Genomic DNA, 24,984 nt, shown 5'->3' on the forward strand with positions numbered 1-24,984 from the left:
CAGCAAAGCGCGGTGGCACACTCACATTCCTGCGGGTGACGGCAGGCATCGAACAACCCTAAACGAACTCGGTCGCTTGGTCCTCGCCGCAAATCAACGAAGAGCCATTTTTTTTTCCTGTTAGATTCGTGCGCACCCGGCGGCAACTGGCGCGGTCAGCACAATTGCGCTATTCTTGCGGCTACTTCCGCGTCTCTGACGCATCGACCTCGCACCACCCGGTGCACAGCTTTTTGCAGTAATTGGCTTCCCGCAGTGCCGGGCCGCCATGCCTTCCTTCTTATCCCATCGGGAACCTGTTCCCGGTGCGGCTACGGGTTCCCATTTCCGTTCCGGAGAACCCAAATGCAATCCCAACTTACCGTCAAGCTCGGCAAGATCCGTCCTGGCCGCAATCCCCGTAAGTATTTCGATCCCGCGGAGATGGCGGAGATGGAAGCCTCGATCAAGGCTGTAGGCATCATCCAGCCTCTCGTGGTTCGTCCCGTCGACGATAATGAGTTCGAGCTCGTCGACGGCGAGCGGCGATACCGCGGCGCTCAGCCGCTCGGGCCCGATTACGACGCGCCCGTTGTCATCAAGCATCTGACAGATGAGGAAGCCGATGAAATTGCGCTGATCGCCAATATCCAGCGCGCCGACATGGCTCCTTCCGAGGAGGCTCTGGCGGCGGCCCGGATCGTTGGTCGTTACAAGGGCGATCGCGATGAAGCTGCCCGCGTACTCGGCTGGTCCCGCTCGACGCTGGACAAGCGCCTGGCGCTCATGAACTGCAGCGAAGCCGTGCTCGACGCGCTCAACACGCGCGCGCTCCAGCTTGGTCACGCCGAACTCCTGGCTACCCTGGCCAAGGACAAGCAGGACAAGCTTCTGCCGGTCATCATCGCCGAGCGAAAGTCGATTGCCGAGCTGAAGAAGACCATCGAGGCCGCCGCGTGCAGTCTCGCCACGGCCATCTTCGACAAGGCCGACTGCGCTGCCTGCCCACACAATTCGTCGTTGCAGACGGAAATGTTCGGCGAGGCCATTGCCACCGGCAATTGCACCAACCGCACGTGCTACAGCCACAAGACCGACAAGCAACTGGAAACGGTTGCCTATGGCCTGAGGGATGAGTACCCGGTGATACGGATTGTGCGCGCGGGGGACAACCACACGCGCGTGCAACTGGTGGTGGACGGCCCGACGGGCGTTGGCGAGGAACAGGCGAAAGCCTGTCACGCCTGCGAGAACTTTGGGGCGGCCGTTAGCGCCTTGCCGGACAGCATCGGCAAGGTCTATCGCGGCCAGTGCTTCGATACTGCGTGCAACACCAAAAAGGTGGCGGCACGTTTAAAGGCGGAGCGCGATACCAAGGCGGCCAAGCAGGCGCCCGCGAAAGCTGCGGCGAGCACACAGGCTGTGTCGAAGGGCACAACCAAGGCTACGGCCGAGGAGAAGCCCGTCACGCGGATCAGCGAATCCGAGAAGGTGAAAGCCTACCGGACCGCGCTGTGGCGCAAGGCCTTGCGCCGCGAGGCGGCGGCCAGTGCTGACACGGCCAACACCTATCTGCTGGCGATGGCACTGACGGGGCTGACCCGCCACATTTCCGGCGAGACGATGGGCAAGATCTTTGAGAAGCTCGTGGACGAGAAATCATCGGCCACGGATCTCAAGAAGAACTTGTCAGCAGTCCACGATCTGGACGCCGGCAAGCGCCAGAACCTGACCATTGCGCTCACTGTCGCTGCAATCGAAGGGATCGACGTCAGTGACCTGACAGCGCTGTGCCAGTACCACAAGCTTGACTTGCGCCAGCACTGGAATCTTCAGAAGTCGAAGGACTTCCTGGAGATGCTCACGAAGTCCGAGATGAAGGTGCTTGCGGACGAACTCGGCTTGCGCGCTGCGCTTGGTGACAACTTCGGCAAGGTGTTCAACAAATCCAAACCGGAACTGATCGAGGCGCTTCTCCACGTGGAAGGCTTCGACTACAGCGGCAAGGTGCCCAAGGTCCTTTGCTTCTGATTCATCTTCTCTGAGGCGCCGCGTGCGCCTCTCTCTTGCCCATTCTCAAGGAATCTCCCATGTTCTCGGAACTCGTTCCGCTCGTTCGTGCGAGCGAAAAGGTCGTGCTTACCCTCACCATGCAGGGCGACACGATGTCTGTTGTCGTTGTCCCGGTCGTCAAGAACCCGACCGACGGTGCGCTCGCAACGCCTCTGGCGCTGTCCGCATCGCCGGCGGAACTCGATGCTGGGTTCGCTGACGCTGTCTCCACGGTCACCGACGCTCGCCAGTCTCTGGCCGAGCAGGCCGAGGCAACAAAATCGATCCTGGATGCCGCCAAGTCCACGCAGTCGGTCAAGGCGACGAAGGCGCTGGTCAAGGCCTCGCCCACGTCCCCTTCGTCGTCGGCGGATGCTGATGATGAGGTTGAGGAAAGCGGTGAAGGTGCGGGCACACAGGCGAAAGCCGAGCCCGAGCAGCCCGCCGAACCGGCCGGCACCAACCTTGCCGATTTGCTCGGTTGAGGGGGATCGCAATGGCTATCGAAGTCAAGAAGCTCAAGCGCGAGTTTTCCTACAACGGCATGACGCTGATGGACCCGGGGCCGACGTTTTCCCCGGAACAGGTACGCGACGTGTATTCCGCCCAGTACCCGGAGTTGACCACCGCCGCGGTGGATGGCCCGGAGCACAAGGGCGATGTCGCGCACTACACGTTCGTTCGCGCCGCCGGCGCGAAGGGCGCCTATGCGCAAGTCTGATCTGATGAAGGCGCTGTCCACCGGACAGTTCAGCCATCCGAACACGAAGCCGCCCGAAAGGGCGGTTTTTTTTCATTCTGAGGAGATTCAACAATGCTGTTCGATCCTCGGTCGTTTGTTCTTGAAGACGTTGGAGGACAACCCGCATGGTCGTCATCGCGACAGCATTCCGCTGCCCAACGTCGACCTGCCCATGATTTTCTGACGCTTCCGGTCATCCCAGCAGGGGTCCCCGGCAAGGCCTCTCTGGCTTACCAAGAGGACGTGGACTTCACGGACCTGGTTCGCGTGCAGTTTGCGACTGGCGTGCTCCGTGCCGCGCATGTCGTGAATCCCACCGGTGCTGGAGATGCCTTCGCCCAGGCGATGTTCGCGTGGATTGGCGCCCGCATGCCGAAGTGCCAGCGGTTGCAGTTCAGCTTCTCGTTGCTCGATCAGTCGGCAGTCGCCGATCAGGTGAGCCAGTTCGGCTGGGACGAAGAGCTGGACAACCCGCTGTACCTGGGCGTTGACTTGCCCGGCGACGAGACCTATGTCATCGGCATGGAGCGCGCACAGGCATTGCGAGCGGTGCACTCTTCATTGCTCTACACGGCAATGGGCATCATCAATGCCGCGGCGGGCAAGTCGTTGTACCTCCGCACGCCGGATGAGTTGCTGGACATGTTCGCGCGCTGGCATTGGGAGTTTGATTCCACGCTCACCGATGACGACGATGCACGGAGCTTCTTGAAAGAGCGCTTCGGAGAGGACGATTCCGATATCGAGCGCTACCTGCCGTCCGTCGTGCGCCCTGAACTGGCACCCGATGACACGTTGCCGAAGTTCTGTCATACCAACTCAGGGTCCTCTCATTTGCGCACGCTGAGCCAGCGCATGCTTCGTGCCCTATCGCGTTCGCAACGCGGCTGGGTAGGAGAGCTATGTGGGGCGCTCGCCGACCTGCAGTTGCTCGTTGCCCAACAGGGCGAGCGGTCAGCGCTTGAGGGCTCGCAGTGGGCGGAGCCTGCCTACTCGGCCGCAATCATCGCGTTCAGCGATTGTGACTACGTCTCGGAACTCCTGGACGACCACTACGACTGCATTAACAACTCCGGTGATGCGACCCTTTTCCAATGCTTCATTCCGCTAGCGAGCGAACCTGACGCCATTCGAAAGCAGTTCCGGGATTTGGACGGGATGCTGCGGATCATCGGTGCCCTCGACCGCGTACTCACGCTCATTTCTTCATAGGAGGCCTCATGGCCGAAATTCTGACCGCCTCGCGGTCACACGATGTGGCCCTGCAAGGGGCCATTTTGCTTTACGGCGCTCGGCCCGAGCAGTTCTCGTACGCAACCGCCCACGTCATCCAACAGGATGTGGGCGGGCGTCCGGTGATGGGTCCTGGCACGCCGCTCAACCGGCAGGCGCTGATCTACGCCGTGCGCCAGGTTGCCAAGGAAGCGCTGCCGAAAGGCGAATTCCTGACGCCGAACGTCCTGTCGGTCAGTCCCACCGCGGTGACGTGGTGGTGTCCGGCGGGCGAGCGGCGTGTTTTCTTCGATTGCAAGGAGCTGGGCAAACGCAGCGCTGTCGTTCCGCATCCGGCGCTGGTATTCCAGGCGTCTCATGCGGGATTTCGGGTCTTCGCGCTGGACGGCGAAGATCGCCCGGTGCCGACCACGGTCCTGCATGAACCTCCGTACTTCAACACCTGGGACCAGGGAAAGATCTGCATCGGGAGCGCACAAGTGCCCAAGCAGATCGACGTGGCTTCCATTACCGGGTGGGAAGAGAGTTTTTTCAACTCTGCATTCACTCACCCCAATGTGGGCGGTCAGCGCGTGAACTACGAGCGCGGCGCTTACGCCTTCTGGAAGGACATGCTTGAGGGGAAGTTTCGCAACTACCCCAAGACCGTCCTGATCTCCATGAACCTCACGCTGGCCGATCTCATCGCCGGCAAACTTGACCATTGAACATGCATCCCGCTGATACTGCCCTGCAACAGTCCTTTCCGACCGTCATGGTTCCGCGCTTTGGAGATCTGCACCCAATGCAGACGTCCGGGGAACGGCTCCTGATTGGCCAGAACGGCATCTTCCTGGAAATCGCTCGACCGTGGATCCGCCTGGTCCGCCGGCTGGCATCCTATGTATTCGAGACGCCGATCCCGTACGGTGCTGTCCAGCCGGCCACGGAGCTTCACTGTGGTCAGGTACCGCTGGAGTTAATTGGGCAGTTCGCCCGAATGGCTCGCGATGCCCACCCGAACGAGACGGGCGCGTGGATCGCCTGGAACAGCCAGACCCGCGCGTTCCGGCTTATTCCGGTGCGAATCCTGGAGCATGGGCCAGGCCACCTTCGCTACGACCGGCCACGGCTGGAAGAGGCGGAGGTGCTGGTGATGGACTGTCACTCGCACGGGCGCCATCGTGCATGCTTCTCCTCGACCGACAATGCCGACGACCGCTTCGACGTGAAGTTTGCATTGGTCGTTGGCGAGTGTGACCGTCAGTATCCGTCACTGGCACTGCGCCTGTGCGCGAAGGGGATCATGGAAGACGTCAAGCCGGTCCCGGTCGCGTGGTTTCGTGCAACGGCAGCTTACGGGGAGGTCGCATGAGCCTCGTCCATCAGATCCCCGCTGCGATGACCCAGCGAGCATGGCGTGTCGCGGTTGTTGGCGCCGGCGGTACCGGCAGCGCCTTGCTGCCGAGTCTCGCCAGACTGCACCACGCGATGTTGGAACTCGGTCATCCCGGTGGCATTGATTGCACGGTGTATGACGACGACACGGTGAGCGAAACCAACGTGGGCCGCCAGGGGTTCTACCCAGTGGACGTAGGCCAGTACAAGGCTACGTTGCTGGTGAACCGGTTGAATAACCTGATGGGTACCCGCTGGGAAGCGAAAACACGCCGGATCGGTAGCAAAGACCGCTTCGTGTGCGACCTGGTGGTCGGTTGCGTCGACACGCGGGCGGCCCGTAAGGCCATCCTTGGGTCGATGCAACGCGGAACCGGTGGCTACTACCTCGACTGCGGCAACGAATCCGATAGCGGCCAGGTCATTCTTGGTCAGGTCCGAGGCAAGGCCGCCGACCGGTTGCCTCATGTGGGCGATCTGTTCCCGGAACTGCTGAACCCGAAAGGGGACAAGGCGGACACGGCGCCGTCCTGCTCGATGGCCGATGCACTGCGCAAGCAGTCGCTGGTCATCAATCAGGCCATCGCCGTGCAGGCTTACAACCTGCTCTGGACGCTCTTTCGCACTGGCACGCTGCAGTACTGCGGTGCCTTCGTGAATCTGGCCGCCGGCCGGACGAACCCGCTGCCGGTCGACCCGGCAGCCTGGGAACGCTTCGGCTACAAGCTGCCAACGAAGGCGTCTCGTAAGCGAGCGCCGACGAAATGATCCAACGCTTCATGTAATTGCCCCCCAACTTGCTTGGGGGGCTTTCATTTTCAGGAGGACATCATGTCCGAGCTTCAGACCACCATTGCGCCGCCCTTTGGCTATCTTTATCACGATACGGTGCACTGCGCGGACTGCACAAAGACCAAATTCCGCAGGCAGGCATACGGCCGGCCGAAGGATGGCAACGGCGTACCGTTCGCCCCGTTCACCGGGGATTTCTCCGGATTTAAGAGTCTGTATCCCACGCGTGACGCGGCGGATTGGCAGGGTTGCACCTGCGATGACTGCGGACGATTGCTTGCCACAGGCCAGGACTGCTAACATAGCTGCACTTTCCGCGTCCCTGACGCATCGACATTGCCGGCATCGCTGGCACAGCTTTTTTTCTTCCCCCTACGGGCCTTCCTGCCCGTGGGCATGTTGGCCCATTTTTACGTGAGGCCATCATGATTAAGCGTTTTTTCCTGTTCGTTGCCATCGTTAGCCTGTTCACTGGCTGCGCTGCGCAATCCTCGCCGAATACCTATCGTGGATCCGACGCCATGCGCACCGGGTCCGTCGAGCAGGTGACCGTGCTACGAGTTCGCAATGTCGTCATCGCGGGCGACAGCATGCTCTCGGCAAGCTCAGGCGTTCCTGCAATTCTCAGCACATTGGTTGGCGCGGTCCTTGGCGCCCGCGTGATTGGCAATGGCGATGGTCGTTACATCGCCGGCGCCCTGTCGGGAACCGCGGCCGGCGTCGTCGGCCAACTCACTGCCACACACCTGTCGCAGCGTGACGGCGTCGAGGTCATCGTCCGTACGGACAATGGCCGTCAGCTCGTTGTGACACAGGGCTCGGAACAGCAGTTCGTTTCTGGCGAGCGGCTGTACCTGGTGTCGTCGGGAAGTAACTACCGCCTGACGCGATGACTCGAGGGCCGCACAGGCTCTCCCATCCCTTGCAAGCCCGAAAGGGCTTGCCCCAGCGTTCGCGCTTGGGCAAGCGCTTTTGATGGCGTCATGTGGCGCATCGAAACCTGCGCCTGGCTTGTCCAGGACCATCCCTTGCACCCACGGGGCACCGCCTCCGTGAGCGGCGTCCCCTTTCTGGAGCCGACTATGCAAACCATTTCCCCGATCACCACCGAAGGCAAGACCGTGCAGGAAGTTTCCGACCTGCTCGCACTCACCCTGCGTGCGATCGAACTCGAGCCGGAGTGGATCATCCCGACAAACTTCCTCGCCGACGCCGATGAAGCACAGTATGGTCTTCGACCTACCGCGCCCTGGCCAGCTGAGCATGCCCGCCACCGCTTCGCAGTCTCTGTGGAGCGCGGTATGTCGGAAGGCTGGCGTGTCCACGTCGATCACATCGCAACGATCGTAGAGGGTCCCTCCAGTAGCACTACGCTACGCAAACTGGTCTCGGCCAAGATGTTCAATCGAGAACAGGCCTGGCAGACGGCGCGCGCCATCAATCGCGCGCTGGACCTAGACTGATCACTTCGCTGGCTTGCGCGGCGCCCTGGGCGTTGCGCAGTCAGAGGAGGGCGTTTGCTCAATCGAGCGCCGATTCGGCAAGCACCCTTTGATCGCGTCGTCGACGCATCGAACCACGTCTGGCTTGCCCAGACCTTCACCCATTGCGGGACACTGTCCCGTGGGGATGGCTGTCCCGATTTACCAAAGACTGCCATGAAAATCCCAAAATCCATTAACCGACCGCACCAGCCCGGCAACGCCGCCGCTTGCGCCACCCTCAAGCGCGATGCCTCGCGCGTCATTCGCCGCCTGGCGAGCGACCTTGGACTCCGCCAGCGGGACTTCACCGTCCGCGAACGCCGCCATCGCCGCGATCGCACCGACCTCTATGTGCTGCACACCGATACGCTGTATGTGCAGATTGCCCACGCGCCGCAGCAGACGGCCGCCAGCATGAGCTTTCGCACCTGCCGCGGCCGCGACGACCACACCGGCGGTCGGGACAACGCGGTCTGCCTGCAGTCGATCGGCTCTCCGGAAGGCTATGCGTCGCTCGTCGCCACGCTCCGCGTGGTGGCCGGCCGGCGCAGCTGAAGGGGCCGCGATGACCCAGATCGCCAAAGTCCTTCTGAAGTCGACGAGCGGGGATGAGTTCTCGTGCTCGGTACACTACGAGCGAAGTTCCGGGCTTGTCATGCTGCCAGCGCGCGTGGACAGTCTAGTGGACGCGTCCACAGCGCTGGGCGAGCGGCATGTCCTAATGTTGCTCGAAGACGGTTACCAGTATCCGCTCATCCGCGAGGAGGGACCGACATACCGGGTTGACCGTGCTAGCGTAGCAAAGCGCGGATGGTTGCAGGAAGCCCGGATGGCCGTAAAGACCCCATCAAAGGACCAGCGCTTGCAGTATGGGCGCCTGGCTCATACGCTGTCGGCTGCTGCGACGATTGGCTCGGTCACCTACCTGTCCGGAGCCAGGGTCTGGAACCTCACCACTATAGGGAATGGCGCATGCCTGTTTCTGATGGCCGGTGTACTATTCGTCGTAGGCGCCGTCCTTTCGAAAGGAGACAAGTGATGTTTGGTCCACCGCTTTTGCTTGTGACCCTGCTGTTCGCGGCTTACCTGTTGTGGGCCGACCAGAACGGTCGTCGCTACCACAAGGACTGACCGCCATCGATCCTCTCAGGTGTCCGGTTTCCCGGACGTCTGCTCTGACGCACCCTTTGGGGTGCGTTTTTTGTGTCCACCACCAACACCCACACGGGGCGCGCCCCGATGGGGCGCCCCTGCACTCAGGAGTCCCCCATGGAAGACCGAATCCTTTGCGCTGGCGTAGCCAGCTACCCGGCAGGCCTGCATCTGCGCGTCCACGTCTACCAAAGCAACAATCGCCCAGCGCTGTCGCTGGTTTGCGCCGACGACTTCATGCCCTACGTCGATCTCACCTGCAACGTTCCCTGCCATCCGCTGGCGGATGACGAGGTGTTCGTGGCGGCGTGGAATGTACCCGTGGACGTCTTAGCGGCATTGCTTGAGACAGAGCTGTTCGCGCCAGTGCGCATGCTTTCCACCGGCTTCGCGCGTGGACCGGTCTGGAAAATCCAGTCCACCGAGCTGCTCGAGTGGATTGCCGACGCCCGCGCGGACGCCGCCGCGGACGCTTCGCCAAGCGCCTGACCATCGTCCGCGAGTTTGATCTCGCGTCGCTGCTACCTTTCAACCCATACGGGGCAATGCCCCGATGGGCTTGCTCCGTCGCTTTCGGAGCAAACCATGTACGTGATCTCAATTGGGCCGGAACGGGTCGAGAGCCGCACGACCCTCGCCGGCGTGCTGGCATTGCTTAACCATGAGCCTGGCCAGAAGCCCGGCATGCGTGCAGAGGAAATTTCTGTGCGACATGTGGAGCGCGGCGCCATTCCTGTGCTGCGTCTCCCTTCAGGGAGGTTCGCAGTCCGGCCTGCTGGCGAGGCTAAAGCCATACTGACCTCAATCCTCGATGAGGTCGACCGCTACATCGTCCGGCCGGACGGCAAAGTGCTGCGTCCGCATGAACTGAGCCGCACCTCCTGGCAAGCGGTGGCTGCGGCCGGACGGTTGGCGGTGTTCACCAACGAGGCAGTCGATCCGGACCAGGCTGGGAATTCCCAGTCTGCGAACCTCGACCTGTTTGCGGTGGCAGAGCCCTTCGACGCGAGCAGCTTCGTGCATGAAGAGTTCTATCGGCGCTTCGGCTACGGGACCAACGGACCGGAGTACTCGCCGGGTGCTGGCACGAACTGCCGCCATGAGGTCCACGTCGCCTATGCATTGCAGCGCGGCGAACCTGTCCGAGACTGCATCTTGAACGCCTACCGCCGTGACGGCGATGCCGTGGATGCCGGGCGCCACGACCTGCACTGGCTGCAAACGTTGATCGAGGTACCAGCGCTACGGGGTGCACTGTCCGCCAACAAGCTGCAGGCGCTGTGCTCGGTGATGCGCCATGACAAGCTGGCGATCACGGCGCGCAACGCTGCACGCCTGATTGCCTTGGTGAAGCCGCTGCCTGATGACTGCACCCATGTCGACGTCGACAATGCCCTGTATGCCGCGAAAGTGGTCCCACCGCTCTCCGCCCCGTTGGGCAAGGCCCCGACCGGAGACGATGCCAAACCGGTGTCGCCGCTGGCCGCACGTTTGCACGCCTTGATCGGTGCTAAGCGATATGCGAAGCACGTTGAGCGAGTGGCAGCGGAGCGGACCAAGGGCAACCTCAGTGAGCGGCGCTTCCAGTCGGAAATGACCATGGCCGCAGTCGAACGGGACCATGCCAGCTTCAGCTGGCCCAACCGCTTCGCCCTGGCCGTGCTGCAGCGGGACATCGCGACGCTGCTGCAGGTCCTCGATACGCCGAACGACCGCAACACGTCGTCCAAGCGTGCCCTGCGTGAGGTGTGCGGTGTCGCGCTGACGGGAGTCCCCGCGATAACGCGCCGGCGCCGCATCTTCGAGATGTGCGGCTTTTCCGAGTCGGAGCAGCAGCAGTGGGAGCTTCAGGCCCAGGCTGCGAAGTCCCAGCGCCTGCAGGAGCAAGACGCCGAATGTGCGCGCAAGCGTGCCGAGGCCTCGCGCTGGAATCTGAATGGCAAGCGGATGAACGGCCGGGAGTACGTGGATCTGTGCATCGATGAAGGCTTCAGCCAGATCCGACACTTCCCGCGTGGGAGCGCTAGGGTCTACTACATTGAGCAGCCCGCGACACGCACCGCCCGGCGCCTGCGGGCCAAGGATGGCACGCTGGACTATGCCCGTGCCCGCCTGTCCAAGCCGGTGACCGCGCTGGCGATGGCCGCGTGAGCTTCCTTGCAAATTTCCCCCGGCCTTGCGCCGGGGGACCTCTCTCCCTCATAAGCGATACGCAATCTCTCGCCTTTCGGCATTCCGCTCGTGCCGCGTTGCCTGTAGTCTTGTCGATGAAGCGTTGTTCGCACTGATACGGATTAGTCCAAACAGCGTTTTACCCGCGTCTAGCGACGCATCGACCCAAGCCAGCACTGCTGGCGCATTCATTGAACCTTCCCACAGGGACACCCTCCCTGTGGGAAGAGTGGCTTTGTGGGATCCCCTTTAGGAATTCCCATGAAAGTCAATCCGCTCCAACTGCAAACGCTTCTCGCAGCCTTCATTCCGGCACGCCTGCCTGTCCTCATTACCGGTGCCCCTGGCATCGGCAAGAGCGATATCGTCGCCCATGCCGCCAAGGCGGCCGGCTACGACCTGCTGATCTCCCACCCGGTGGTGGAGGATCCAACCGACTCCAAGGGCCTGCCGTTTCCGGCAACGGACGGTGCCGGCGCCAAGTTCCTGCCTTTCGGGGACCTGGCCACGGCGCTTAACAGCACGCGCCCCATGGTCTGGTTTATCGACGACCTCGGACAGGCCTCCCCGGCCGTCCAGGCCGCCAAGATGCAGCTGCTGCTCGCACGGCGTATCGGTGAGCACGTACTGCCGGACCACGTCACCTTTGTCGCGGCGACCAACCGTCGCAGCGACAACGCGGCGGTGTCCAACATCCTGGATCCGTTGAAATCGCGCTTCAGCACCATCGTGGAGCTGGAGCCGACGATTGAGGATTGGACGCGCTGGGCGGTCACGAACAACGTGCCGCCGGTGCTGATCGCGTTCCTGCGCTTCCGTCCGGACTTGCTGCTCTCCACGGAGCGCAGCAAGGAGGTGGAGAACCTGCCGTCGCCGCGAGGCTGGGGTCATGTGGCGCGCCAATTGCCGCTGGTACCCCCGGGCATGGAAATCATCGTCACGGCCGGCGCGGTAGGCGAGGGGGCAGCACTCGAGTTCGAGTCGTTCCGCCAGATCTACCGCGAGCTGCCCAGCGTGGACTCGGTGCTGGCTGCGCCGGAATCCGCCAGGATCCCGGACAACGTGGCGGCACAGTTTGCCATCTGTTCGGCGCTGGCATCTGTCGCCAACGAGAACAACTTCGATCGCGTGATGGTGTATGCCAATCGCCTGTTCGAAGCCCATCTCGGTGAGTTCGCTGTGATGCTGGCCACGGACGCGGCACGCCGCGACTCCCGGATCTGCGCCACTCCGGCGTGGATCAATGCCCAGGGCGGCAAACTGGGTGCGCTGCTGCTTGGCAATTGATCCAGGCAACCAGCCCCCTTTCCTTCTTCATCCGCTGACGGCGAGCCATCTGGCTCGCCGTTTCCTTTTCTGCCGTATCTATCCCATTTCCAGGACTCATCATGAACATTACCAACATCACCAAGCGCGTCATGCTCGCCACCTTCAACACGTCGGTGTGGCGCGCGCGCAAGTTCGACACCCGGGCCACCGAGGAGGTCGAAGCCAATCATGACGCCAAGGACATTGGCCGCTTCAACAAGAAGCTGCTGACCGAAGGCGCCACGTCCTACAAGGAGGTGTGCGCAATTGCCAACCGTGCGCGAGCCTACTTCGATGCACACTCGCTGGACTATGACCAACTGGGCGTACGGCTGCTGCCCACCGACATCTACATGGAGGTCGCCGACCGCCAGCGCCAGTTTCAGGACGAGTTCAATGCCGCGACCGCGGTGTTTCTCTGTGACTATCCGCGCCTGAAGGAGGAGGCGCGCTCGGCCTTGAATGGGCTCTTCGATGAAGCCGACTATCCGACGCCGGCTGAGCTGGCCAAGAAGTTCGGCATGCGTCTGGCGGTGCTGCCGTTTCCGGATGCCAGCCAGTTCGACATCGCGCTGCCGGCAAACGTGCTGGACGGCCTGCGGGCCGACATGGACCAGCGTGTGCTCGGTGCGGTGAAAACCGCAAACGACGACCTGGTCGGACGCCTCTTTGAAGCTGTGCAGCACTTCGCCAACCGCCTGTATGGAGCGACGAACGTGCGGCTGGACGTGGCTGACAAGGTGCGTGAGCTGAGCGCGCTGTTGCCGAAGCTGAACTTCTCCGGGGACCCGGCGCTCACGCGCATCCTGGAGGACACGCAGCAGCATCTGGCCCGGTACAGCGGCCTGGACCTGCGCAACTCGACTGACCTGCGCAAGCAGGTGGCCGAGAAGGCGATGGAGATTGAGGCACAGATGGCCGCCTTCATGGGCGGTCCGCCGCCGTCGGCCATGTCGGAGGCGCCGGCGCCGACGTCGCAGCTCTTCGAGATGCTGACTGCGTGAGGCGAGTATGCGCGATCGAATCTCGAAGCAGCGTTCCCAGCTCATCCTGTCGCAGCCGTTCTTCGGAGCGTTGCTGATGCGGTTGCAGCTGGTCGAGGATCCGTCATGCAAGACGTTCTGGGTGGATGGCGTCTCGCTGGGTTACAACCCTGCGTACGTCGCTACCCTGAGCGATCTTGAGCTGCGCGGCAGTCTGGCGCACGAGGTCCTGCATCCGGCCAACGGGCATTGCTGGCGCCGCGGCGTCCGCGACGCCGCCCGTTGGAACCAGGCGTGTGATTATGCGATCAATCCGTTGGTGCTCAACGCCGGCTTGCAGTTGCCGGCCGGCGCGCTCATCGATGGACGTTTCCTCGGCAAGTCCGCGGAAGAGGTCTATGCCATGCTGCGCCAGGAGGCATCCGACCAGGCGCCGCCGCAGGTCCCGCCACAGCCACAGCAGGAGGGCAACGGCGAGGGTGACGGTGGGTCGCCGCCCCAGCCCGATGGCCAGGACGGCAATGCGGAAGGGACGGCCGGTGACGAGCCGTCGCAGGCCTCGCCAGAGTTCTCGCCCGGCGAGGTGCGCCAGCAACCGCAGGCCGACCAGCAAACGCTGGCCAACGAGTGGAAGGTAGCGACCATGCAGGCGGCGAAGGCCGCGCAGATGCGGGGCAAGCTGCCGGGCGAGTTAAGTGCGATGGTGGAGTCAGCCACGCGGGCGTCGGTGGACTGGCGGGCGGTGCTGCACCGCTTTGCCTTCGAACAGACCCGGTCGGACTACAGCTGGGCGATGCCGAACCGGCGGTACACCCACATGGGGCTGTACCTGCCGGCTTTGCATGACCAGTCAGTCGGCGATGCGGTCTTCGTGCGCGATACCAGCGGTTCGGTGTTCGACGAGACGCAACGGCAGTTCGGGGCGGAAATCGAAGCAGTCTTCGCTTCGCTACAGCCGCGGCGACTGTTCGTTTTGGACTGTGACACCCGCATCGCGCAGGTGCAGTGCTTTGAACGGGGTCAGGCGATCGAACTGGGCGCTATCTGTGGCGGTGGCGGCACGAGCTTCGTGGCGCCGTTCGACTGGCTGGAAGAACAGGGTATCGCCCCGGCGTTCCTGGTCTACCTGACGGACATGCATGGAAAGTTCCCGTCGGCGCCGCCGGCGTATCCCACCCTGTGGGCGTCGACCACGCCGCTCCATCGGATTGCACCGCCGCCGTTTGGTGAGGCGCTGGAGGTGATCGTTTGAACCAACCCCGGGGACAAGTCCCCGGGGTTTTTCTTTTTTGTGGGGCCGGAGCAGTGGAAGTACCCGGGCCTTTCCCTCTCCTCAGGCGTCTGGGGTCTTGCGCGACTTGGCCAGCTTCTCGGTGGCAGCAATCAGGTCCGCCGGGCTGCAATCCAGCGCTCGCGCCAGCCGAAATATGATCGCCAGCGACGGCATGTGCTGACCGCGCTCTATCTTTCCCGTGTGCGATCGCTCGATCCCGGCGAGGTTAGCAAGAGCTTCTTGGGCGATTCCAGCCGCAAGCCGGCGAGCGCGAACAGCGCCGCCAAAGGCCTGTGCCAAGTGGGAGTCAAAAGTCACGGTGCCGAGCGGACGGCCACGCTGGATAGGACGCTTCTGCATGGCTTAAGCGTGGTGCTGCAGACCGGCTTAAACCACGTTATATTTAACTCTTTTCCTATGGTCAGGTGCGCCCGTTGAACAGCACTATCGGCAAGGCTTGGCAACATTCGCCTTGCGGCATCGCGGCCTGTACAAAATAGAAGACCCGGTACGGGGCGCGCGCAGCTTCCGCTGCATGGTGAAGCAGCAGTTCCCCTTCGTTTCCTTTGTCGGCACGCAGGGCTCCAACCTGCCATGGCTCACCGTGCCGGGACTGTTCACCGTGGATGAATTGGTTTCGCTGCGGCAGGTCGGGGGTCAGCAATAATGACGGCCCGGAGGAAACCGGGCCGTGAGAGGGCGTAAAAGATGGCCAATCGAGCGCGTTATTGCCAATAGGGTGAACTCACGTGCTCGGGGTTCCCGCTGTAATAGTCTCCGTGAGCTCGGCGGGCTGGGGCGGGTCTACCGCGATGGATTCCCGCGCAAAAATGTGTGCATCGCTCCCGGAGCCAATTGCGGCCACGCGAGAGATTTTGCTCTCTAGATTCGCGTTCAGGCCAAGGCGGATCGTGCCGGCATAGAAGATTTCACCCTTCACTCGGCCATTGATCAGCAACGTACTGCGCGCGGCGACATCGCCTTCCACGATGCCATCGACGATGACATGGTCGCCTTCAACTTTGCCGCGAACGACGCCGCCAGTTCCGACATGTAAGAGACCGGCGGTGGCGGACAGATTGCCGTCGATTAGACCAAGGCAGGTCATCCCGTGATCCGCGGCGACATCGCCGTGGATGCTCATACCATGATTGAGCACGCTGAAGGTGGGAGTCGTTTTCATGGCGGCCTCAGAACAATTTGATGTCGGTGGCTGCGTTGCCGTGCTGCGCACGGTTGGCAGGGGGGGGTGGCGGGCTTCGCCTGCGCGGGCGCTGGCTCGGCCTTGTGCGATCCAGAAGGATTTCTTGCAAGAGCCTCGCCAGATAGAGGGCGGGCTACTGGGGCAACCGGCATCGGTGACTGTGCCACAGGCTGCGGCGGCGCCGGCTTAGGGGAAAGCTCGGAGGGCTGCGTCATCTCGGACTGGTGCGCCGTTGCGGCTGGCAGTGTCGCGGCCGGGTTCACGATGGTTTGAACTGGGGTAGCCAGTTGCGCGGGATTTGGTGCTTGCGTGACGGTTGCCGTGGCGGGTGCCGCGTCGCCGGGAGCGTCGACAACAGCGACACGCCGATGTTGCCAGTTGGCGAGTGACATGCCGATGGCTCCAGCCATCAGGATACCGGCGACAATGCCGGCGACCACAAGAGCGGCTCTGTTGTAGCTTCCCCAGTGGCGTGACGCGCGCGCGGCCGCGTAGACGGGGGGCGGCAACATCCGGTTGCCGGAATGCTGGACGCCTATCGGCGCTTCGATGGTAAGTGGGGAATGGGCGAACTGCTCGTGCAGACGCTGGATCTCTCGAATGTCCACGTGGGTCCTTGAGGTTCGGTAGGGAGTAGACGCACTCAAGCCGGCAGGCGGCTGCCATCGTCGGCAAACCGGTCGCTGTCCGGGATGCAGAGTGCGTGAATGGTGTTGATGCGGCGGCTCGCGATATCGAGCTGCGTATCTCTTTCGGTCCCGGAGATCGAGCGTCCGATTTGAGCGAACAATGTTGCCGAAGAGAGCTTGTCGTATTGGTTCAACAGACGCAGTAGCCGACCAGCGAGAGCGTTGGGGACTTCGAGAACAACGGACTCATAGCCAATTGCGAACTCAAGCTGGTTTTTCCACGCGAGCCATTCGTTCACGCGCGCGAACCATTCTTCAGCCTCGCGGAACGCTTCATCTAGCGCTTTGACCTTGCCATCCCGCGCGACAGAGCACTTGGCCGCGCAAAAATAGAAATCGTCATGCAGGAATCGGCGGGTGAAGACCGACGAGAACGAAACTTCGACCCTCGTTGCCGTCTCGGGAACGATGCGCCCGATGCGGTCTTCGCTGATGAGCCGCGTGATGGGCTTGAGGCCAGTGTCTGGCTTGGCTTGCTCGGGCGTATCCGCTTGCGTCGGGGGGGATTGGGAATCTGGTGGGTTGGGGGGAAGTGTCCCCGGCTTCTCGGCCATGTCCGTGAACGTGAGTCTCTCTCGGGGGAGATTCTCGGCCACGACGGGGGCGAGATGCGTGTCGTAAGGTTAGCGATTTTCGTGAGATTACGCGCTTTGCATCGGTGCCCATTCGATGCATAATGATCTCACTTCTCGCGTCTCCGACGCATCGACCTGACTCCCTCGCGAGTCCATAGCATTTTCAAGTCGTGCCCTAGCGCATGCGCCGACCGGTTGGCTACCGGTGTGGACATTCTCTTGTGATGAGCATTTTCGCCATTTGCTCCCCATCTATCATCCGTAAAACGCGTCCTGCATCAGTGCTGCTTTTGGCATGCGCTGTGGACACCGTTCGAGCTCGGGACCATGTGGGTCTCTCTCTCTTGGCCCCTCCTGGGCAGAACGGCCGTCGTCGGCTGATCCGTGATCCCTGCGGAGGAACTTCGGTTCTCAATGGGTTGTAGTGCAGCGTGACCATGCTGCACGAGGACGACTTTACGTCCTCACATAGAGCTTGCGCATTGGCGCACGGCTCCCTGTTTGCCACGCCCCCGGAAGGGGCGTGGCAACGGGTTTTCCTGCGAACAAGCTCGCTTCCGCATCGCCGGAGCGGGCTTTTTTTGTTTGTAGGAACCCTCGAACAGGAGCTGATCATGCTGTCTGCCATCGACCAGAATTCCGAGATTCGTGCCGCGATTGCGGCCGCGCTTGCCCGTAGGCGGCCCGACTATGTCGACATGCCGCACGCGTGGCGAAGTTTGTGCGAAGCGGCCCACGTGGCCGGTCTAGCGGAACCCGCGCGAGCGGCGTTCCTTTCCCAAGTAACGACCCAGCGCGGGGCCGACACAGCCCTGCGCCTTCGGGAGCATGCTGCGTCCATCCGCGTCGCCGTCGTTCAGTTTCTCGAACGGAGGAGTAGCGCATCATGCAACGAGCCATTGGCTACAGCGACTTCAGCAGTCCCCGCAGTCTCATAGAGGAGCGGCCCGCCAGGCCCCCGATCATTGGCAAAATTCGCCCGGGCATCAAGGTGCTCACCAAGGCGGCGAAGGCCAACCCCGAGGCGGTCAAGATCCACGACGCCATGCTGGCGCTTGGCGAGTCGTTCGAATCCATCGGCAACGAAATCGAGCGCAAAACCAAGCTTCGCAACGCGCTGGTACCCAAGAACACCGGGTGGTTCACCTGCCGCGGTTCGGACTTCACCAACCCGGCCACCGCCGAGGAGATTCTCCAGAAGTACGGGGAGGATCGCGGCGACGGGCTCAAGCTGTGGCGCTTTCCGGTGATTTTCGCCTTCGACGACTGGCTGGCCAATATGCCCAACCAGTTAAAGGTCTGGGGCTCCCGCGGCCTGCAGTACTTTTCGGACTACGGGCCAGACGGCAAGCGATACTGCAAGATGTACGCAGCGCCGGAAGTCGATCAGCGCGCGCAACGCGCAAAGCGTCTGTTCGGCGGGCGGACCATCATCCTGCGCCAGGACAATGCCATTCCCGACGGCGTATGTGATCCGCATCAATGTCCGCAATACCAGGATCGCAAATGCAACCTCAGCGCGAGCTTTTTCTTTGCGATTCCGGACGTCCGCGGCCTTGGACTGATCGAATTGCCCACCAACTCCATTTACGTGCTGCAGAAGGCGTATGCCGCCATGCAGACGGTGGCAATGGCACGCGGTGGACGCTTGGCCGGCATGCGGTTCTGGCTCTCGAAGAAGGCCGTCGAGATCACCCGCATCAGTGAAGATGGCCTGCCGATTCGGCAGGAGCAGATGCTCACCATGCTGGATGCGGAGATCGACCTGGGCGCGCTGCTGGATGGTGCTGACCAGCTCGCGATCGAGGGGGCAAGCCACGCGGTTGCGTTGCTGGAAGGCACTTCCGCAGCGACGGAGGATGTGCCGTTGGCGTCGACCGGAGAGTTCGCGGACGCCGTGCCAGTCGCGACGGTATCGGAGGGCACCGCAGGAGCGGTGCCCGAACCGGGCATGCCGACCATGGCTGGCGCATCCGACCCCGAGGATCGCGAGAGCATGCTGGCCGACCTTGCCGCCCGCCTCGGCATGGCAGCGGGGCAGGAGAAGATCGACCTGCTGACCTTCGCCCGTATCGAGTATGGGCAGGGCTGGACCAAGCGGCCCAAGGACATCGACAGCCTGATCGGCGAGATGCAGACGGCGCTGGTCAACCCCATGGCCTTCCGCGAGCAAGTCCACGCCCGCGTTCGCGAGGCGACATTGCCGGTCTGACGGCATCGAGAGTGAACGACGCAAAAGCGTCGTCACTCTTTGCAATCCCCATTTCCCCTTCACCCGTGGCCACCGGCTGCGCCTTCCCCATGCCTTTGGAGAATCACATCATGCTCGACGCCAATGAGAGCCTGCTGTTGGCTCACTTTTCTGACCTGCACTACTCGCCCGGCCGTCTCGCCGAGGCGGATCGCTGCTTTGGATTCGCGGTTGAACACGCGATCGCCGCCGGCAGTCGCATCGGCGTCGTCTCGGGCGACTCGACCGATCATCGTCTGGATGCCCACAGCCCGGCACTGCGTGTGCTGGCCGAACGTATCCAGCAACTGTCTGATCACATGGCCGTCGTCATGCTCCAGGGAACCTATTCCCACGAGCCGCCCGGCACACTGGATCTGTTTCGTCTCGTTGGCGGCCGCTACCCGGTCTACATTGCCGACCGGATTCACCAGGTGGCGCTGCGCGATGGGGCGTTTGTTCCGTCCACCGGCGCGCTGTTCACGCCAGCGGAAATCGAAGAGCTCCTCGCAAGCGGGGTGCCGGAGGTGGTGTTCACCTGCGTCCCTACGGTCAACAAGGCCATGCTCGCTGCCGCAGTCGGGACAGCCGAGGCCGCGACCGCGGTGGGGGACCATCTGGCCACCTACCTGCATGCCGCCGGTACGGTGAACCGGGCCTTGCGGTCCCGGGGCATTCGCACGGTCGGTATCTCGCACGGCACCGTGAACGGCTGTCAGACCGAGCACGGCGTGCCGATGGCCGGATTCGACCACGAGTTCACCATTGGGGCGCTGTTCGACGCGGAATGCGACGGCTTCATGCTCGGTCATATCCATCGCGCCCAGCAATGGGACCGCGAGGGCCGGCTGGTGGCGTATCCGGGCTCGATCGGACGCTTCCACTACGGCGAGATCGGTGACAAGACCTACCTGCAATGGCATGTCACGCCGGGACGCGCGACAACCATCCCAGTGGTGACGCCTGCCCGGGAGACACTGTGCATCGACTTCGATGGCCCACCCGACATGTCGGAGCTGGCCCGCGTCGCCGCGCAGGCTTCCGACAAGTTCGTGCGCATCCGTTGGGTCGTGGACGAGGAGCACCGTCAGCTAGTCGATCGCGATGCCATCGGCGTGCTGTTTGCCGGTGCTGCCGAAGTGAAGCTGGAAGGCCGCGTGCTTCCCGCCGTGCGTAGTCGCGCGGAAGGTATCAGCCGTGCCGCCAGCCTGTCGGAGAAGATCACCCGGTGGGGCGAGTTGACGCGAGTCGACACCGTCCCGCTGCTGGATCGTCTGTCAATGCTGGAGCATGCGGATCCGCAGGCCATCGCAGACCTGGTGCTGCAGCAGCTAGACGGCGCCGGCGACTCGATCGTGGTCGACGCAGCGGCCGTGCCTGACGTTCTGTTGGCTCCAACAGATGACACCGTTGCGACAGCAGAGCCGCCAGTGCCTGTCGCGCGTGCCGAGCGCTTCCTTGAGGAGGTCACGACATCGCCGCAAGCGATGGACTGGCTCTCCGATGACCTGTTCGCGGAAGTGACCGCCTAACCCTTGAGCCTGGCCGCAAGCCATGTTCCGACAGCCCTGTGGCGGCTGTCGAAACAAGGTTTACCCCGCGTCGTACGGACGCATCGACCGTAGTTTCATCCCTTTGACCCCTGACGGGTGCTTCCCGTCCGGGACAGCACTCCGTCTTATCTGGAGTGCATCATGATGTTTTACCCTGCGGGCCCCGACTGGGCCCAAACCTTTGAAACCACCATCGCCGCATCCGATCTGGCCGCGCGCCTGGGAGACGCACACGGCTTTACCCGCAGTACCTTGTTCCAGCCGTTTGGGGCAGGGCGGGGCGCGGTGATTGCCCAGCGCGACCATCTTCTGGTCCTCGCGGTGCACGCCGCCGACGGCCAGCACTGGTACGAGGTCACCCCCTCGCTCGAAATGCAGAACCTTCTCTGGTCGTTCTCCAACGGCTACGCCAGCCAGTGGAGCGCACTGGAGTTGAAAGCGCTCTGCGGGTGCACGGCGTGGCCCGAAGTGATTGCGCTGGCCCGCCAGCAGTTTGCGGCCGCTGTGCGCTCCCTGGAGCGTGCGCTGGCCGGACTGCCCGAACAGGACACCCCAGCCGCAGCCCCTGACATGCCGTTCTACGACGGCGACGTGATGGAGCTGCCGTCCGACTACCTGTCGTCCATGACTGGTGCGGAGGTGTCCGAATGCGTCCACTGAAACTCACCCTCTCGGGTTTTCATGGCGTGCGCGACGGGATGCGCCGTGACAGCGTGACGCTGGACTTGACTCACTTGCCAACCGGCCTGATAGCGCTGGTCGGCCCCAATGGGGCCGGCAAGACGACGCTGATGGACAACCTGCACCCCTACCCGATCATGCCGAGCCACGCCTCGAAAATGACCGCGGATGGCTTCTCCTACTGGGATCACCTCTGTGGCACCCGTGGCGAGAAGGATCTGGAGTGGGAGCACGCCGGCAAGCTGTACCGTTCGGCGTTCGCTTTCCGGAACCCGGGCAAGAGCCGCAAGGCCGAGTACTACCTGTTTGAGAAGGGCGCCGCCGGAGACTGGGTGCCGCTGCAGTTGCCGGACGGCACGCTGTCGGATGGCAAGGCCGATACCTACAACCGCTGCATCGAGGCGGTGTTGGGGTCGCCCGAAGCGTTCTTCACCAGTGTGTTTTCTGCCCAGAACCGTCGCCCAATCGCCAGCTACCAGGCCAGCGAGATCAAGCGCCTGCTGGCTGAGCTGCTTGGGATCGATCACCTGCGCGACCTGTCGGCGAAGGCCGGCGACGTGGCGAAGGTGCTGGGGCGCAGTCTGGACACCCTCCAGCGCGAGTTGGTGGGGCTGTCCACCCAGCGTGAGCGGGCCGGGCAGCTGGGCCGGGAGATCGGCCAGACCGACGAGGCATTGACGGCGGCGCGGCGCGAGCGCGATGCGGAAACAGCCAACGGCGCAAAGCTCCTGCAGGAGCGCGCGACGCTGGCTGCCAGGCAGAGCGCGAGCGCGGCGACCGAAGCGCGTCTGCGCGAACTCAGGCAACGGGAGACCGAACTGGGGGCACGCCGGCGGCAGTTGGAGTCCGACCACCGGGCGACAGCCACTCGTGCCGCAACGCGGCGCCGGGAGCTCGAGCAGCTGGTGGCCAGCCGCAAGCTGACCCTGGCCGAAGGGCCGGCGATCCTCGCGGCCGCCGAGCAGCGCGATGCCTTGCAGATGGCCATTGGCCGGAAGCAAGGTGAGTTGGGCGCGTTGCAGCAGGCAGTGAACCAGTTGGAAGCGCAGCGGACGCAGCATGCCGCGCTTTCCACCGAGTTGCAGGGGCTTGAAGCTCGCGGCAAGTCGGCGGCGCAGTTTGCTTGCTCGCTGAAGGCGCAGGCCGATGTGATCGACACGGTGCCATGCCGGACCGATCCGATGCACAACACCTGCCCGTTGCTGGCGCAGGCGCGCGAAGCCCAAGGCAAGCTGGCCGAACAGGTCATCACGGTGCGGGATTTGCGGGCCAGCTACCAAGCCAAGCAGTTGGCGATGAAGCCGCTGGCCGAAGCGCTGGCTGCACTGCCCGGCCAGCGTACGGCATTGACTGCCCTGCAGGCGGAGTTGGCACGGAACCAGCAGGAGTTGCAGCGCCTGACCGCGCTGGCGGCCCGCAAGCCGATGCTGGACGTCGCCCGTGAGGGCCTGGCGCAGGCTGAGCGGGATCTGACGGCACTCGGTGAGGAGGAGGCGGCTGCCGCGGCAATTTTCGCGCGGGAAGTGGCCGACGCCGACGCGCAGGTGGCGACCGTGCAGCGCGAGTTGTCCGGGCTGGCCACCGAAGACGTTTCTGGCATGCTGGCCGCGCTGGACCTTCGTATCCGCCAGAGCCGGGAGGCCGTGGTGGCGCTTGATGGGCGAATTGAAGTCTTGATTCGCCAGCAGGCCACCTTGTCGACTGAACTCGAACGGGTCACCGCCATGGTTGCCGGCTTGCCCGCGGTTCAGGGAAAGGCCGATCGGCTCTCTGACGAGATCGCGCAGTGGAAGCTGCTCGCCAAGGGATTGGGCAACGACGGCGTCATCGCGTTGTCCATCGATGACGCGGGCCCGGCCCTCACAAGCATCGTCAACGACCTGCTGCTCGCTTGTTACGGACCGCGATTCACCATCGCGATTCAGACGCAGACGACGCTGGCCAATGGAGAGAAGCGTGAAGGGTTCGAGATCGCCGTCAACGACGGGGAGAACGATTCCACGAAGGACTTCTCGGTGATGTCAGGCGGACAGAAGATCTGGATCAACGAGTGCCTGACCCGCGGGATTGCGCTCTACCGGGCGCAGGATACCGGACAGGCCTTCCAGACGCTGTTCACCGACGAAGCGGATGGCCCGTTGGACCCCGAGCGCAAGCGAGCCTTCATGCGAATGAAGCGCGAAGTGCTGCGCCAGGGCGGGTACGAGCGGGAGTTTTTTATCACTCATACGCCAGACTTGGTTGACGAAGCCGATGCGGTCATTGACGTGGTTGCCTTGGCCGCCCAGTAGTTCGAACACCAACCCCTTTATCGCCATGCCCGTTGTCCCGAAAGGGGCACGGGCATTTTTCTTTTGAATGAGGAATCAGTGATGGAAAGCAATAATGATCAGCGCACGGTCTTGACCGAAGAGCAGGACGGGGCGGTCGCCCAGTCGATCGAGCTAGGCAAGCGGCAGATACAGCAGGAAATCGCCACCGGCCGGATTCCGCCGACGGTAACGGACTTCGCCAGGCTGCACGATTTCGTGGATGCCAATGAGTTCGGGGGACTGTGTGAGGACGAAGGCGAGTGGAACCGCCTGTTCCCACGCACCAGTGCTGCAGAGGAAGATGCCTTTTGCGAGGCGGCCAACCGCGTGCAAGAGGCGCTGGGAAAGTGGTTGGCCGCCAGTGTTGAGCGTAACGCGTTGTTGGTCGAGAAGCTGGTCGAGGACGCACTGAACGCGGCGTGCCTCTCCGTGCAGGACGGTCTCAAAGTGAGCGCCGGCGACGTAGCGGGCGTGTTCTTCTCCGGATCGCAAAAGGAGGCTTTCCAAGCGATGTTTGCGCGCTACGTGCTTTGCGAAATCTCCTGGATGGCTGAGGAAGAAGGGGATTGACCCGGTTTCAATCGCTTCGTGCGTGTTGTAGAATCGTTGCACTTCTCGCGTCTCTGACGCATCGACCTTGCTGGTTCGCCAGCACAGCTTTTTCTTTTCCCATAGGGGCTTTGTCCCTATGGGCAAGGCTCCGTCTTCCTAGGAGTCTTGCCATGCTGATTCAATCTCGCACGTCCGGCGCAGTGGTTCTTGCAATCGTTGCGGTGCTGTTCGTCGCGCTTTACTTCATCGTCACCGCACCCGGTGATGTCCTTCCCCAATCGCAACTCTTTGGTTGCGGCTTGGCGATTGTCTTGATCGGCATCCTTGGGGTCACGGCACGCGTGCGCAGTCTGCGCAAGATCCGGAACCTCATGAAGCTTGTCCGCGCCGGCTGGCAGTAAGCCCGCCCATCCCATTCATCGCCCTCTTCGGAGGGCATTTTTTTTGTTCTTTGGAGTAGCTCAAGGTGCCTGATGGTGATGCTCGCCATCGATGAGCATCCTTTGATGGTAGGAAGCGCCCGCGCAAGCAGTTGGACTCTGGCGTCCGCGCCGTGGCGACATTCACAGCAGCTTGATGCTGCTTCTCTCTCAAATCGCCTGCAGGTTCTGGCTTGCAAGCCTCAGTACTTCAATGATGGA

29 protein-coding genes are annotated in these 24,984 nt (G+C 62.8%); 26 read left to right on the forward strand and 3 right to left on the reverse strand.

Annotated features, from left to right (window positions below; genetic code table 11):
• The first annotated feature begins 345 nt into the window (after positions 1–345).
• The 18 genes from LDO29_RS21265 to LDO29_RS21350 all read left to right on the forward strand — a co-directional run bounded on the left by LDO29_RS21265 (position 346) and on the right by LDO29_RS21350 (position 14,526).
• Complete coding sequence (locus LDO29_RS21265; protein WP_224081717.1) at positions 346–2,010, forward strand: PRTRC system ParB family protein; 1,665 nt, start codon at positions 346–348, stop codon at positions 2,008–2,010.
• Positions 2,011–2,069: 59 nt separating this feature from the next.
• Complete coding sequence (locus LDO29_RS21270) at positions 2,070–2,516, forward strand: PRTRC system protein E (RefSeq protein WP_224081718.1); 447 nt, start codon at positions 2,070–2,072, stop codon at positions 2,514–2,516.
• 11 nt (positions 2,517–2,527) lie between these two features.
• Positions 2,528–2,752: a PRTRC system protein C gene (locus LDO29_RS21275; protein ID WP_223999906.1), complete on the forward strand. Its 225-nt coding sequence runs from the start codon at positions 2,528–2,530 to the stop codon at positions 2,750–2,752.
• The gene (locus LDO29_RS21280) at positions 2,739–2,957 is read left to right on the forward strand and encodes a hypothetical protein (protein ID WP_224081719.1); all 219 of its coding nucleotides are present in this window, start codon (positions 2,739–2,741) and stop codon (positions 2,955–2,957) included. The genes LDO29_RS21275 and LDO29_RS21280 overlap by 14 nt, the downstream gene beginning before the upstream one ends.
• A 41-nt stretch (positions 2,958–2,998) precedes the next feature.
• Positions 2,999–3,985 carry a PRTRC system protein F gene (locus LDO29_RS21285; protein ID WP_253074142.1) on the forward strand — a complete coding sequence of 329 codons (987 nt, stop codon included), beginning with the start codon at positions 2,999–3,001 and terminating at the stop codon, positions 3,983–3,985.
• Between the two features lie 8 nt (positions 3,986–3,993).
• Complete coding sequence (locus tag LDO29_RS21290) at positions 3,994–4,713, forward strand: PRTRC system protein B (protein WP_224081720.1); 720 nt, start codon at positions 3,994–3,996, stop codon at positions 4,711–4,713.
• A 2-nt stretch (positions 4,714–4,715) separates the two neighbouring features.
• Positions 4,716–5,360: a PRTRC system protein A gene (locus tag LDO29_RS21295; RefSeq protein WP_224081721.1), complete on the forward strand. Its 645-nt coding sequence runs from the start codon at positions 4,716–4,718 to the stop codon at positions 5,358–5,360.
• Positions 5,357–6,151, forward strand: coding sequence for a PRTRC system ThiF family protein (locus LDO29_RS21300; protein WP_224081722.1), 795 nt, complete (start codon positions 5,357–5,359; stop codon positions 6,149–6,151). The genes LDO29_RS21295 and LDO29_RS21300 overlap by 4 nt, the downstream gene beginning before the upstream one ends.
• A gap of 63 nt (positions 6,152–6,214) precedes the next feature.
• Positions 6,215–6,475, forward strand: coding sequence for a hypothetical protein (locus LDO29_RS21305; RefSeq protein WP_224081723.1), 261 nt, complete (start codon positions 6,215–6,217; stop codon positions 6,473–6,475).
• A gap of 125 nt (positions 6,476–6,600) precedes the next feature.
• The gene (locus tag LDO29_RS21310) at positions 6,601–7,068 is read left to right on the forward strand and encodes an outer membrane lipoprotein (RefSeq protein WP_224081724.1); all 468 of its coding nucleotides are present in this window, start codon (positions 6,601–6,603) and stop codon (positions 7,066–7,068) included.
• A gap of 189 nt (positions 7,069–7,257) precedes the next feature.
• Positions 7,258–7,638, forward strand: a complete 381-nt coding sequence (locus LDO29_RS21315) for a hypothetical protein (RefSeq protein ID WP_224081725.1) — start codon at positions 7,258–7,260, stop codon at positions 7,636–7,638.
• Positions 7,639–7,833: 195 nt separating this feature from the next.
• Positions 7,834–8,214, forward strand: a complete 381-nt coding sequence (locus LDO29_RS21320) for a hypothetical protein (RefSeq protein WP_224081726.1) — start codon at positions 7,834–7,836, stop codon at positions 8,212–8,214.
• Between the two features lie 10 nt (positions 8,215–8,224).
• Positions 8,225–8,698 carry a hypothetical protein gene (locus LDO29_RS21325; RefSeq protein ID WP_224081727.1) on the forward strand — a complete coding sequence of 158 codons (474 nt, stop codon included), beginning with the start codon at positions 8,225–8,227 and terminating at the stop codon, positions 8,696–8,698.
• 230 nt (positions 8,699–8,928) lie between these two features.
• Entirely contained in the window at positions 8,929–9,300 is a 372-nt protein-coding gene (locus tag LDO29_RS21330; protein ID WP_224081728.1) for a hypothetical protein, read from the forward strand.
• Between the two features lie 96 nt (positions 9,301–9,396).
• On the forward strand, positions 9,397–10,962 hold the full coding sequence (locus tag LDO29_RS21335; protein ID WP_224081729.1) for a hypothetical protein: 1,566 nt from the start codon (positions 9,397–9,399) through the stop codon (positions 10,960–10,962).
• A gap of 282 nt (positions 10,963–11,244) precedes the next feature.
• On the forward strand, positions 11,245–12,270 hold the full coding sequence (locus LDO29_RS21340) for an ATP-binding protein (protein ID WP_224081730.1): 1,026 nt from the start codon (positions 11,245–11,247) through the stop codon (positions 12,268–12,270).
• 101 nt (positions 12,271–12,371) lie between these two features.
• Entirely contained in the window at positions 12,372–13,295 is a 924-nt protein-coding gene (locus LDO29_RS21345; RefSeq protein WP_224081731.1) for a hypothetical protein, read from the forward strand.
• Positions 13,296–13,302: 7 nt separating this feature from the next.
• A complete protein-coding gene (locus LDO29_RS21350; protein ID WP_224081732.1) occupies positions 13,303–14,526 on the forward strand; it encodes a vWA domain-containing protein in 1,224 nt (407 codons plus the stop codon).
• A gap of 81 nt (positions 14,527–14,607) precedes the next feature.
• Here the strand turns inward: LDO29_RS21350 and LDO29_RS21355 are convergent, their stop codons facing one another.
• A complete protein-coding gene (locus LDO29_RS21355; RefSeq protein ID WP_224081733.1) occupies positions 14,608–14,907 on the reverse strand; it encodes a helix-turn-helix domain-containing protein in 300 nt (99 codons plus the stop codon).
• A gap of 175 nt (positions 14,908–15,082) precedes the next feature.
• Between LDO29_RS21355 and LDO29_RS28225 the strand changes: the two genes are divergently transcribed.
• Complete coding sequence (locus tag LDO29_RS28225; RefSeq protein WP_290369613.1) at positions 15,083–15,214, forward strand: hypothetical protein; 132 nt, start codon at positions 15,083–15,085, stop codon at positions 15,212–15,214.
• Positions 15,215–15,292: 78 nt separating this feature from the next.
• Here the strand turns inward: LDO29_RS28225 and LDO29_RS21360 are convergent, their stop codons facing one another.
• Positions 15,293–15,730 carry a bactofilin family protein gene (locus tag LDO29_RS21360; RefSeq protein WP_224081734.1) on the reverse strand — a complete coding sequence of 146 codons (438 nt, stop codon included), beginning with the start codon at positions 15,728–15,730 and terminating at the stop codon, positions 15,293–15,295.
• A gap of 664 nt (positions 15,731–16,394) precedes the next feature.
• The gene (locus LDO29_RS21365; protein ID WP_224081735.1) at positions 16,395–16,994 is read right to left on the reverse strand and encodes a hypothetical protein; all 600 of its coding nucleotides are present in this window, start codon (positions 16,992–16,994) and stop codon (positions 16,395–16,397) included.
• 719 nt (positions 16,995–17,713) lie between these two features.
• On the opposite strand from LDO29_RS21365, the gene LDO29_RS28435 reads away from it, so the two are divergent.
• From LDO29_RS28435 to LDO29_RS21395, 7 genes are all read left to right on the forward strand, one after another.
• A complete protein-coding gene (locus tag LDO29_RS28435; RefSeq protein WP_449720083.1) occupies positions 17,714–17,953 on the forward strand; it encodes a DUF7696 family protein in 240 nt (79 codons plus the stop codon).
• Positions 17,902–19,227: a recombination directionality factor gene (locus LDO29_RS21370; RefSeq protein WP_224081736.1), complete on the forward strand. Its 1,326-nt coding sequence runs from the start codon at positions 17,902–17,904 to the stop codon at positions 19,225–19,227. Before LDO29_RS28435 ends, LDO29_RS21370 begins: the two co-directional genes overlap by 52 nt.
• Before the next feature lie 110 nt (positions 19,228–19,337).
• A complete protein-coding gene (locus LDO29_RS21375; protein WP_224081737.1) occupies positions 19,338–20,777 on the forward strand; it encodes a metallophosphoesterase family protein in 1,440 nt (479 codons plus the stop codon).
• A gap of 162 nt (positions 20,778–20,939) precedes the next feature.
• Complete coding sequence (locus LDO29_RS21380) at positions 20,940–21,458, forward strand: hypothetical protein (RefSeq protein ID WP_224081738.1); 519 nt, start codon at positions 20,940–20,942, stop codon at positions 21,456–21,458.
• Positions 21,446–23,770: a sbcc family protein gene (locus LDO29_RS21385; RefSeq protein WP_224081739.1), complete on the forward strand. Its 2,325-nt coding sequence runs from the start codon at positions 21,446–21,448 to the stop codon at positions 23,768–23,770. Before LDO29_RS21380 ends, LDO29_RS21385 begins: the two co-directional genes overlap by 13 nt.
• 81 nt (positions 23,771–23,851) lie before the next feature.
• A complete protein-coding gene (locus LDO29_RS21390; protein ID WP_224081740.1) occupies positions 23,852–24,361 on the forward strand; it encodes a hypothetical protein in 510 nt (169 codons plus the stop codon).
• Positions 24,362–24,513: 152 nt separating this feature from the next.
• A complete protein-coding gene (locus LDO29_RS21395; RefSeq protein WP_224081741.1) occupies positions 24,514–24,744 on the forward strand; it encodes a hypothetical protein in 231 nt (76 codons plus the stop codon).
• Positions 24,745–24,984 lie beyond the last annotated feature (240 nt).

This window comes from Cupriavidus laharis, from assembly GCF_914271435.1.
Lineage (GTDB): Bacteria > Pseudomonadota > Gammaproteobacteria > Burkholderiales > Burkholderiaceae > Cupriavidus > Cupriavidus laharis.